Raw genomic sequence first — 10,754 nt, 5'->3', positions numbered from 1 at the left:
ATTCCCGATTCCCGATTCCCGATTCCCGATTCCCAATTCCCGATTCCCGATTCCCTATTCCCTACTCCCTAAAACCCATAACAAAAGTACCTCACCCAAATAATAATTGCTATATTCAATCCATAGCACTTCTGAAAAACTCAATTGTTTCTTTCAACGCCACAATAAACCGATCAATCTCTTCACGAGTATTATAAAAATACAAACTAGCTCGTGCTGTACCAGTCACTCCTAAACGATGGTGCAAAGGTTGAGTACAATGATTTCCAGAACGAATAGCTACACCGTCTTGATCCAACAGCGTAGATACATCACTAGCATCCAATCCTTTTACATTAAATGTTGCTAATGCTGCCCTACCTTTACCATCTATTGTTGGTTGGGGGCCATACATGATTAGATCGGGAATTTCCTGCAACTGCTTAAACAAATAAGCGGTTAATTCTTCTTCATAGCTATGGATAGTATCCATACCCAACCCAGTCAGATAGTCTACCGCAGCACCAAGTGCGATCGCTTGAGCAATGGCTGGTGTCCCTGCTTCAAATTTATGGGGTAAATCTCCATAGGTGGAGTGATCGAGAAATACCTCGGCAATCATTTCACCACCACCTAAAAATGGAGGCATGGCTTCCAGTAAGTCCAGTTTCCCATACAGAAAACCAATCCCGGTGGAAGCACACATTTTATGACCGGATGCCACTAGCCAATCACAATTCATAGCTTGGACATCAATGGGCATATGGGGGACACTTTGGCAAGCATCAATCATTACCCTAGCGCCATAGCTATGTGCGATCGCAATAATTTGGTCTATGGGATTAATACATCCCAAAGTATTGGAGACATGAACCACACTTACCAGTTTGGTTTTCTCAGAAATCAGCTGTCGGAACTGTTGTAAATCAAACTCCTGAGTCTCCGTCAATCCCACATACTTTAGTATTGCTCCAGTTTTCTGAGCAATAATTTGCCAAGGCACCAGATTGCTGTGGTGTTCCATAACCGAGAGAATAATTTCATCTCCCTGGCGCAGATTTTCTAAACCCCAGCTGTAAGCCACTAAGTTAATCGCTTCCGAAGCATTGCGGGTAAAGACAATCTCTTGTCGTGACTGGGCATTTACAAAACTAGCTACCTTATCCCGTGCCCCCTCATAACCATCTGTAGCTCTAGTGCTAAGGGTATGGACACCTCGGTGAACATTAGCATTGTCCATTTCGTAGTAGTGGCGCAATGCATCCAGTACTGCTACCGGTTTCTGGGCAGTAGCCGCATTATCGAAGTAAATCAGCGGTTTACCGTTAACGTCCTGGTGCAAAATAGGGAAGTCAGCCCGGACTTGATCAGCAATGGTTTTTTCTTGAGTTAAGGTCATGTTACTGTTGAACGTTATTCCGTTCCCGTTTTGAACTTATGACTGTTTCCGAAAGTCTTTGACGAAGAGAAGCTAGGGGAATTTGATTGATTATTTCTGCTACAAACGCATCAATCAACAGGTTACGGGCATCGGTTTCCTTCAGTCCACGACTTTGCAAATAGAAGACTTCATCCGCTTCCAACTGACTGACTGTAGCACCGTGGGAACATTTCACATTATCAGCTGTAATCTCCAACTGAGGCTTGGTATCAACTCTAGCCTTCGGCGATAGCAACAAATTACGATTCAACTGAGCTGCATTGGTCAACTGGGCTGGTTGAGGAACACTAACCTTACCATTAAACACCGCATGAGCACTACCATCTATAATGCACTTTTGCAGCTGATTACTGATCCCATTGGGATGATTCAACATCACCGCACTATGAGTATCTGCCAACTGTTGCTCACTAATCGCGGTCAAGCCATTTAGAATTGTTTCGGTCCCTTCACCCATCTGAAACACCTCCAGAGTATGGCGAGATAACTTCCCCCCAAAGGCTACCCCATGGCAACTATAAAAACTATTCCGAGCTTGTGCGATCGCACTCTTACCGACATGGAAAGCCTGGTTACTTTCCCCATCAACCCGGATATGAGTCACTCTGGCATTCTCCCCAACCCATACCTCCGTCACGGAATTGGTCAAATAAACACCCTGGGCGCTATTTTCCTCTTGGCCTTGCCAATACTCTTCAACTAAACTCAGCTGACTACCGGCCTCCGCCACCACCAAACAACGGGGCTGAAACAGCCTAGGCACCCCATCAGCCATGGAAACAAACAGCAGATGAATGGGAACCGTCACCTCAGTATTCCTAGGCAACCAGATCACCGCCACATCAGTCAAACCAGCGGTATTAAGCAGCGTAAACACATCGGTTGCCCCCTGCTGCTTGCCCAAATAATCAGCAATTCGGCTCTGATACTCTGATGGCAACTCGGCCAAATTCCCCACAAACACCCCTTCAGGCAACCCAGCCAAAGACGATAGCTCGGGGGCATAAATCCCATTGACAAATACTAATCGGCTGTTAATCGCCTCTGGCAAAACTACCGGACTAATATCCAACGTGCTTGTATCAACAGCTACAGCAGCCTCAAACGTCACCTGCATCAGTGGCGACAAATCCGTAAACCGCCATTCCTCATCTTTAGTAGTGGGAATCGCCAACTCCTGAGCAATCCCCCTGGCGTGGTTACTTAGCTCTTGTAACCAATCCATCTCAACTGGATTATCCTGGCGACATTGCTCTAGCAGTGCCGACAAATAAGAAACCTCCCGTTTTACAGAAACTTCCATAGTCATCAGACACTCACCTCAGCAGTCTCGTCTTCTAGCACCCAGTCATAACCACGGGATTCCAACTCTAGAGCCAACTCCTTGCTACCAGTCTTGAGGATACGGCCATCTGCCATCACATGAACAAAATCCGGCTCAATATAATTCAGTAAACGTTGGTAGTGAGTAATCAAAATCATGGCATTCTCGCTACTTGCCAATTGATTCACCCCATTGGCCACAATCTTGAGGGCATCAATATCCAAGCCCGAATCCGTTTCATCCAAAATCCCTAGCTTAGGTTCTAGAAGTGCCATTTGGAGAATCTCATTCCGCTTCTTTTCTCCTCCAGAGAAGCCTTCATTGAGACTACGCTCTAGAAAGCTGGGATTCATTTTAACAATTTCCAGCTTTTCTTCAACTAAATCCTCAAAATCAAATGTATCAATTTCTTCCAATCCCTTGTGCTTGCGACGGGAATTGTAAGCCACCCGCAAGAAATCTAAATTACTGACACCAGGAATTTCCAACGGATACTGAAACGCCAGAAATACTCCAGCCAAAGAGCGTTCCTCCGGCTCCATTTCCAACAGATTTTGCCCTAAAAAACTTACCTCGCCTCCCGTTACATCATAGGCTGGATGACCTGCTAATACCTTAGACAAAGTACTCTTACCAGAACCATTTGGCCCCATAATCGCATGGATTTCTCCAGCTTTAACTTCCAGATTCAATCCCTTCAGAATCTGGTTACCATCCACATCTGCGGTCAAATCCCGAACAGACAATATTATTTCACTAGTTTCACTAATCATTTCGACTTGATAATAAATGCTTTATCCCAGAAGTGTTGTTATAAGGTTATCAGCTTTAAGGTTTAAGGTTGAATGTTGAATGTTAGCAGGTTAAAGGTTGAATGTTAGCAGGTTAAAGGTTGAATGTTACTAGGTTTAAGGTTTAAGGTTTAAGGTTGAATGTTACTAGGTTTAAGGTTTAAGGTTTAAGGTTGAATGTTACTAGGTTTAAGGTTTAAGGTTTAAGGTTGAATGTTACTAGGTTTAAGGTTTAAGGTTTAAGGTTGAATGTTACTAGGTTTAAGGTTTAAGGTTTAAGGTTGAATGTTACTAGGTTTAAGGTTTAAGGTTTAAGGTTGAATGTTACTAGGTTTGAGGTTGAAGGTTATCAGGTTGAATAATAGTTGAATTTGATCAGCTTTAACTTTGAACATCTTAATCTATAAACCTTGGCCAAAAGGCCACGCGTGCGCGTTCAACCTGCTAACAACCTTCAACCTTCAACCTCCCAACCTTCAACCTTCAACCTCCCAACCTTCAACCTTCAACCTCCCAACCTTCAACCTCCCAACCTTCAACCTGCTAACCTTAGTTATCCGACTGTGCCTTCGAGCTTCAGGCTTAAAAGTTTATCTGCTTCAGCAGCAAATTCCATGGGAAGTTCATTGAAGACATCTTTACAGAAGCCACTCACCATCATGGAGATGGCATCTTCTTCTGAAATCCCTCGTTGGGCAAAGAAAAATAGCTGGTCTTCACCGATTTTGGAAGTCGAGGCTTCGTGTTCCACTTTGCCCATGTTGTTCTGGACTTGGATGTAAGGAAACGTATTCGCCTCAGCTGTATCCCCAATCAACATGGAATCACACTGGGAATAGTTTCGCGCACCCTTGGCCTTCGGACCAATTTTCACTAGACCCCGGTAGCTATTTTTGGACTTACCAGCAGAAATCCCCTTAGAAATGATGGTGCTGCGAGTATTTTTACCGATATGCACCATCTTGGTACCTGTGTCCGCTTGTTGGAGATTGTTGGTTAGAGCAACAGAGTAGAATTCACCAATGGAATTGTCCCCAACTAGGACGCAACTGGGATACTTCCAAGTAATAGCAGAACCAGTTTCTACCTGAGTCCAGGAAATCTTTGAGTTGACTCCCTTGCACAATCCCCGCTTGGTAACAAAGTTGTAAATTCCACCTTTACCATTTTTATCCCCAGCGAACCAGTTTTGCACCGTGGAGTATTTAATCTCAGCATTGTCCAGGGCAACTAGTTCCACCACAGCTGCGTGCAGCTGGTTGCTATCGTACATCGGCGCAGTGCAGCCTTCTAGGTAACTAACATTGCTCCCTTCTTCCGCCACAATTAGGGTACGCTCGAACTGTCCAGTGTCTCCATTATTAATCCGGAAATAGGTGGACAGTTCCATTGGGCACTTGACTCCTTTGGGAATATAGACAAAGGAACCATCACTGAAAACAGCAGAATTGAGAGCAACAAAGTAATTATCTGCCACAGGAACAACACTACCCAGGTATTTTCGCACTAACTCTGGGTGTTCTTGCAACGCTTCCGATATCGAGCAGAAAATTACTCCCGACTCAGCCAGCTTGTCTTTGAAGGTAGTGGCGATCGAGACACTATCAAAGATGGCATCCACTGCTACATTAGCCAGCCGCTTTTGCTCAGATAGGGAAATGCCTAATTTATCAAAGGTTTCCAGTAAAGCTGGGTCAACTTCGTCCAGGCTATTGAGTTTTTCCTTCTTCTGTTTGGGTGCTGAGTAGTAGATAATCTTTTGGTAATCAATGGGAGGATAGGTGACATGGGGCCAGGTTGGCTCGGTCATTTTCTGCCATTGTCGATACGCCTTTAGGCGAAACTCCAGCATGAACTCAGGTTCGTTTTTCTTAGCCGAAATCAGACGGATAATATCCTCATTGAGTCCACGAGGAATGGTATCCGCTTCAATATCTGTGACAAAGCCGTACTTATAGGGCTGGTTGACTAATGTCTTGACAGTGGCAGTCATCGATTTTTCGCGCCTCTATCTAGTGGTTTACAATTAAGCCCGTTGCACGTTTTAAGAGTCGGACTTTCCGGGCAGTAAATTGTCCGATTCTTTTCCAATTGATATCGCTAACGGAAACTTGTTTTGTTGTCTCACCGCTTACCCAACCACGGGTTATTTTACCAGCTTTGACAGCCTCAACATAGTCTCCTTTGCGAAAACCATGACTAGTAGTTGTTCCCCCGTATTTACGTCGTTTTCCACCCTTGGAAAATTGTAATAGGTGTAACTTACGGCGACTTATGGGGGCACGTCTAATTACGGAAAAAACAGCATCAGTTACATCACAGTTTTTTGGAATACTCAATTTCCCGTTGCGGTGATAATAATTTTTGCGTTGGAAAAAATGAGTGGCAGCTAACGCAATCCCATCTACTGCATGAGTATTAACTGTTTGCCGACTCTTGTTGGTTTTGTCCTTGATTAGTCCTAGTGCTTCTCTCTTTAAGGCGGTTTCCCAGCCTTGTCTTTGAGTTACTGGGGCTATTTCTTCTAACTGAGATATCGCCCAATATTGGCCTACCATCACAGGAGAAAAACCCTTATTGCCATTAGCCTTAACTACTTCGTAGACAATGGCATTTACTGGATACAAAAGACAAAGCTCTTTCGCTACTCGGTTTTCTAGTTGACGATTTGCCCGAATTGAAGGGGGTAATTTTTTTCCTATTCGGTTCGAGAATCGTTTTTGCCTATGAGATCTTTTTGAATAAGCCACCTTGCGGTTTATTCGACGGCCTCGGCGAGTTCTTCGCATCATTCGCCGAGTATCCATTCGTACGCGAACTTTTTTATATGGTAGTACTAGATGTCCTGTCCAGAGAGTGGCATTGTTTGACTGAACAGCAATACCAGAAAATAGTTTTCCGGGGTCAACACCAACAGCAATATCCTGAATTTGGTCGCCAGATGGTTGGTTAACTAACTGAACGGCAAAAACATTTAGATCATTTGGGTAAATAATGGCAAGACCTTGATTAAGCCAACGACGAGCACGAGAAGCTTTTGTAGGCATTAATGGTTTCCCATCGGGAGAAATAACTGGAACTCGTAACATGGTGATAAACCTCACGAGAAAAGTATTTGGGCTACACCCGTCCCCTCGACCACCGAATCCAAGATGTCCTGTCTTAACAGCAACTGACAACACAGTTTTAAAGGGGTCCAGACTGGGGAAGTATCTGAACGTTCGTCCCAGAATTCGGCTCAATGGTCTAGTCAATCACGGCAGTTGGTTGTCTACCAAGCCCCAACCTGGCCGTAGGCCACGCTACGCGAACAACGCAGTAGGTTGGGGTCATTGACTAAGGATTCAACAGAGTTACAAACAGAGACAAACACAGTGATAGCTTGTTCGCCTTTGACTTTCCCGTAGAGTAGGTTGGCAGCTTGGAAAGTTAGAGGTTGTAGACTGCGGGTAGCGACTGCATCAAGACAGCGGCTTGCTTTTATCGCCGGTTACAACTACAATCCATAGCTTCCTCATGCCCACGGGATGTGATCTGGTTACTGGGTGGATTAAAACAACGTTTTTGTTGTTTAACTCTATTGTAGGTTATATTAACAACAAACATGTTGTTAAAGTCAAGAGAATTTAGATTAAATAGAAATAACGGTACCGACAAGCACCAAAGGGAAGCCTGAGTGCCCTTCCCCTGTTACCCAATCCCCAACTCCTAAGCCCATGATGCCTACTCAGCAAACTTCCACCAAGCGAGACATCCTACAATATCTCCTCAAACAGGATCGAGCAAGAGCCCAGGAGTTAGCCACAGCCATAGGGGTTAGCGCCCAAGCTATTCGACGTCATCTCAAAGAATTGGAGGCAGAAGGGCTAATTGAGTACAAAGCTGTTCAAATTGGTATGGGGCGTCCTCAACATATCTATCACCTCTCTCACAAAGGACGCGATCGCTTTCCCCATCATTACGGAGAGTTTTCTGTTTCCCTGCTTGATACCATGACAGAAACCTTGGGTCGTGAACAGACTAGCACGATTTTACAAAAGCAATGGCAACGTAAAGCTCAAGAATACCGGGAGTGTATCGGGAATGGTACAGTGCGAGAGCGAGTAGCCAAGTTAGTAGAACTGCGTAGACTAGAAGGTTATATGGCAGAGTGGCACACCCTAGAATCAGGTAATTTAAATAATGGGGTTAGTGAGCAGTATATTTTAACTGAATACAATTGTGCTATTTCCAACGTTGCCGAATCTTACCCCAGTGTCTGTGGTCATGAACTGGAAATGTTTGCCGCCGTATTGCCAGATTGTACAGTGGAGCGTACTCACTGGCTCAATAATGGAGAGCATCAGTGTGGCTATTTAATCAAAGCGCCAGCAAATAACTAACATGCCAATAACTAAGCCTGTAAGCTTAAGCGCTACGCGCACGCTACGCGAACAGCCGTCAGCCTTCAGCTGTCAGCCACAGGCCTTTGGCTAATAGCACCTCAACTAGCTTGCGTGGCACAGGCTTCTAGCCTGTGACATAGTGCATTAGCTGATAGCTGATAGCTTAAAAGTTATGTAGTCAACCTTGAAAACCCTTATGGCTGATTCCCAGCAATCCTCAATCCAATTCTTAACTCCGGAAGAATCCGCTGATGTAGACCAAGCATTGCTCTCTTCCCCAGAGAAATTTTTAACTCGTTTAACGATTTCCTCCCTCAGACTGTTGAAGCATATTTCACAAGATACTGGGGTGGCAATGGAAGAGTTGACCCATCAGCAGATCATCGAGTGGTTTGAGAAGGATAGTAAGATTCGGCGAGAACAAGGGGTTGAGGCAGCATTTTTGAAATGGTAATTAGAAGTGATTCATTGGACTTGATATAATCGGTTGTTTGTTCATAGTTTACTGCCTAGTACTGTTGACAAACAAACCTCAACCAAACCTAATCAAAAATCAGTAATTTAAAGCTTATTCATAAAATAAATATTAAATCCTTTGGGTGCGTTAATAATTTTTAAAGCACTTATATAATATAGTTCCTCTGGGACTAATTTTAGTCCTGTCACTAGTAAAAACTTACCAATGGTCTACGCTATCAAGCGCCCTACAGCGATTTAATCTTTTCTTTATAAATTACAGTATAGAATAGTATAGAGTATTTTGGTTAAAATTAGTGATCAATATCACATAGATAGATTGTCATAAATCACAGTCTTGCGTGATCTAAATCGATGAAATGGATTTAAGTTACCGCTAGCATTCTTAGGTCAGCTGTTAATACTCAAGGAAACGGTGCATCATGAATACTCAACAAATTCGCTTCGCAGCCATCACGATTTTAGATATTGCTCTATTGTTCACAGTCCCCATCATCATCGGATTATTATCAAAAATTCCTTAAGTCTCAGGAACTATGTCTTAGGAATGATGAACGATGAATCGGCACATACATACCAGGGTAATCGCATCTAATTTGGTATAAATTGTACTTGACAAAAAAAACGGTTGCATGAACAAGTCCTTCATCTCTCATCAAGGGTAACCTAGGATGTGTAAAGGGTTGTATTTTCTCGTCACTCATCATGGCAAAAGGTTTTGGCAGACCCGTTCTTAACACTCACAATGAGCATGAGGCTCAGATCCTGAAAAAGAGTGTACTCAATCATTTTGAGCATCTCGAGGATCCCCGTGTGGGTAGCAGAATCGACCATAATCTTGTCGGGATTGTTACCATAGCCATTTTGGCTGTGATTGCGGGTGCCGATGGGTTTGTGGCCATCGAAACCTACGGTAAAGCCAAGCAACAGTGGCTGGNNNNATAAATTGTACTTGACAAAAAAAACGGTTGCATGAACAAGTCCTTCATCTCTCATCAAGGGTAACCTAGGATGTGTAAAGGGTTGTATTTTCTCGTCACTCATCATGGCAAAAGGTTTTGGCAGACCCGTTCTTAACACTCACAATGAGCATGAGGCTCAGATCCTGAAAAAGAGTGTACTCAATCATTTTGAGCATCTCGAGGATCCCCGTGTGGGTAGCAGAATCGACCATAATCTTGTCGGGATTGTTACCATAGCCATTTTGGCTGTGATTGCGGGTGCCGATGGGTTTGTGGCCATCGAAACCTACGGTAAAGCCAAGCTACAGTGGCTGGAAACATTTTTAGACTTACCTCATGGAATACCATCTCACGATACATTTGGTCGGGTGTTTGGCCTTCTCGATCCCCAGCAACTCGAAGCCAGCTTCCTGAGTTGGGTGGGCAGCATCACCGAGAGCTTGAATATTGAACTGATTCATATTGATGGTAAGACGGCCAAAGGCTCCTATGACCGTAACAACGACCTCAAAGCGCTTCACAGCGTCAGTGCCTGGAGCAGCGAATATGGACTGGTGTTGGCCCAACAAAAAGTCGAGAGTAAATCAAATGAAATCACAGCAGTGCCACTGCTGCTCAAGTTGCTGAACCTCAAAGGAGCGGTGGTGACTCTCGATGCCATGGGCACCCAAACCAACATTGCCCGACAAATTAAGGAAGCTGGTGGGGACTATGTCCTGGCGCTCAAGGGCAACCAGGGCAAGCTTAGTCAGCAGGTGGAACAGTGGTTTGCTATGGCCGAAGACCAGAACTGGCAAGGGATTGAATTGAGTTACCACCAAACGGTGGAGGCCGGGCATCACCGCTTAGAAACCCGTCAGGTGTGGGCGGTGCCTGTGAGTCAACTACCCCCGTTGCATCGGCAAACACAATGGCAAGGTTTAACCAGCGTGGTGATGGTGAAGCGAAGGCGGCAGTTATGGAACAAAACCACGACACAAACTCAGTTTTACCTCAGTGCCCTCGAACCCGATGGCCAGCAACACAACCAGGTAATTCGCTCCCATTGGGGTGTTGAAAATGGTCTACAAAGTGTCCTGGATGTCACTTTTAATGAAGATGCCAGTCGGGTTCGCCAGGGCTATGAGAAGCGAAAATCTAGGGCTGTTGCGCCGCCTGAGTGTTAACCTGCGTGGATCGCGAACCCTCCCGCCAGAGTCTCAAGATGAAGCGTTATAGGGCGGGGATGGATAATGACTCTATCATCAAAATCCTGGCCGCCAGTGCGGCGAAGTGAGGCATTTTTTGAGGGTGATGCAAGATTGTTGAGGAGCAATCATTGGAGGTGATGGACTGAATCTATTAACCGAAGCCGGTTAGGCTCCAGGAGTGTTGACTAACAGGACTGGTACACAC

The 10,754-nt window shown here is 44.7% G+C and carries 9 protein-coding genes and 1 pseudogene; 5 read left to right on the top strand and 5 right to left on the bottom strand.

All coding sequences use genetic code 11. The features are described 5' to 3' along the window. Positions 1-115 precede the first annotated feature (115 nt). The 5 genes from BJP37_RS13620 to BJP37_RS13600 form a co-directional block, all read right to left on the bottom strand. The gene (locus BJP37_RS13620; protein ID WP_075899496.1) at positions 116-1,378 is read right to left on the bottom strand and encodes a SufS family cysteine desulfurase; all 1,263 of its coding nucleotides are present in this window, start codon (positions 1,376-1,378) and stop codon (positions 116-118) included. 1 nt (position 1,379) lies between these two features. After that, on the bottom strand, positions 1,380-2,729 hold the full coding sequence (sufD, locus tag BJP37_RS13615) for a Fe-S cluster assembly protein SufD (RefSeq protein WP_075899494.1): 1,350 nt from the start codon (positions 2,727-2,729) through the stop codon (positions 1,380-1,382). Continuing rightward, positions 2,729-3,517 carry a Fe-S cluster assembly ATPase SufC gene (gene sufC / locus BJP37_RS13610; protein WP_075899492.1) on the bottom strand — a complete coding sequence of 263 codons (789 nt, stop codon included), beginning with the start codon at positions 3,515-3,517 and terminating at the stop codon, positions 2,729-2,731. Before sufC ends, sufD begins: the two co-directional genes overlap by 1 nt. A gap of 571 nt (positions 3,518-4,088) precedes the next feature. Further along, entirely contained in the window at positions 4,089-5,528 is a 1,440-nt protein-coding gene (gene sufB / locus BJP37_RS13605) for a Fe-S cluster assembly protein SufB (RefSeq protein WP_075899490.1), read from the bottom strand. Positions 5,529-5,547: 19 nt separating this feature from the next. Beyond that, positions 5,548-6,624 carry an RRXRR domain-containing protein gene (locus BJP37_RS13600; RefSeq protein WP_075899488.1) on the bottom strand — a complete coding sequence of 359 codons (1,077 nt, stop codon included), beginning with the start codon at positions 6,622-6,624 and terminating at the stop codon, positions 5,548-5,550. On the opposite strand from BJP37_RS13600, the gene BJP37_RS36480 reads away from it, so the two are divergent. The 5 genes and pseudogenes from BJP37_RS36480 to BJP37_RS13580 all read left to right on the top strand — a co-directional run bounded on the left by BJP37_RS36480 (position 6,623) and on the right by BJP37_RS13580 (position 10,635). After that, entirely contained in the window at positions 6,623-6,871 is a 249-nt protein-coding gene (locus tag BJP37_RS36480) for a hypothetical protein (RefSeq protein ID WP_143727602.1), read from the top strand. The two genes, BJP37_RS13600 and BJP37_RS36480, sit on opposite strands and share 2 nt — an antisense overlap. A 380-nt stretch (positions 6,872-7,251) precedes the next feature. Beyond that, positions 7,252-7,917, top strand: a complete 666-nt coding sequence (gene sufR / locus BJP37_RS13595) for an iron-sulfur cluster biosynthesis transcriptional regulator SufR (RefSeq protein WP_075899486.1) — start codon at positions 7,252-7,254, stop codon at positions 7,915-7,917. Between the two features lie 199 nt (positions 7,918-8,116). Then, on the top strand, positions 8,117-8,374 hold the full coding sequence (locus tag BJP37_RS13590; RefSeq protein WP_075899484.1) for an NDH complex assembly factor CRR9: 258 nt from the start codon (positions 8,117-8,119) through the stop codon (positions 8,372-8,374). A 728-nt stretch (positions 8,375-9,102) separates the two neighbouring features. After that, the gene (locus BJP37_RS43545) at positions 9,103-9,342 is read left to right on the top strand and encodes a transposase family protein (RefSeq protein ID WP_075899482.1); all 240 of its coding nucleotides are present in this window, start codon (positions 9,103-9,105) and stop codon (positions 9,340-9,342) included. Positions 9,343-9,442: 100 nt separating this feature from the next. After that, positions 9,443-10,635, top strand: a pseudogene (locus BJP37_RS13580) (ISAs1 family transposase). The last annotated feature ends 119 nt before the right edge of the window (positions 10,636-10,754 follow it).

Origin of the sequence: Moorena bouillonii PNG, from assembly GCF_001942495.1 — a bacterium.
Taxonomy (GTDB): Bacteria; Cyanobacteriota; Cyanobacteriia; order Cyanobacteriales; family Coleofasciculaceae; genus Moorena; species Moorena bouillonii.
The sequence above is the reverse complement of the archived record's forward strand: the minus strand, read 5'-3'. Positions and strand labels throughout refer to the sequence as shown.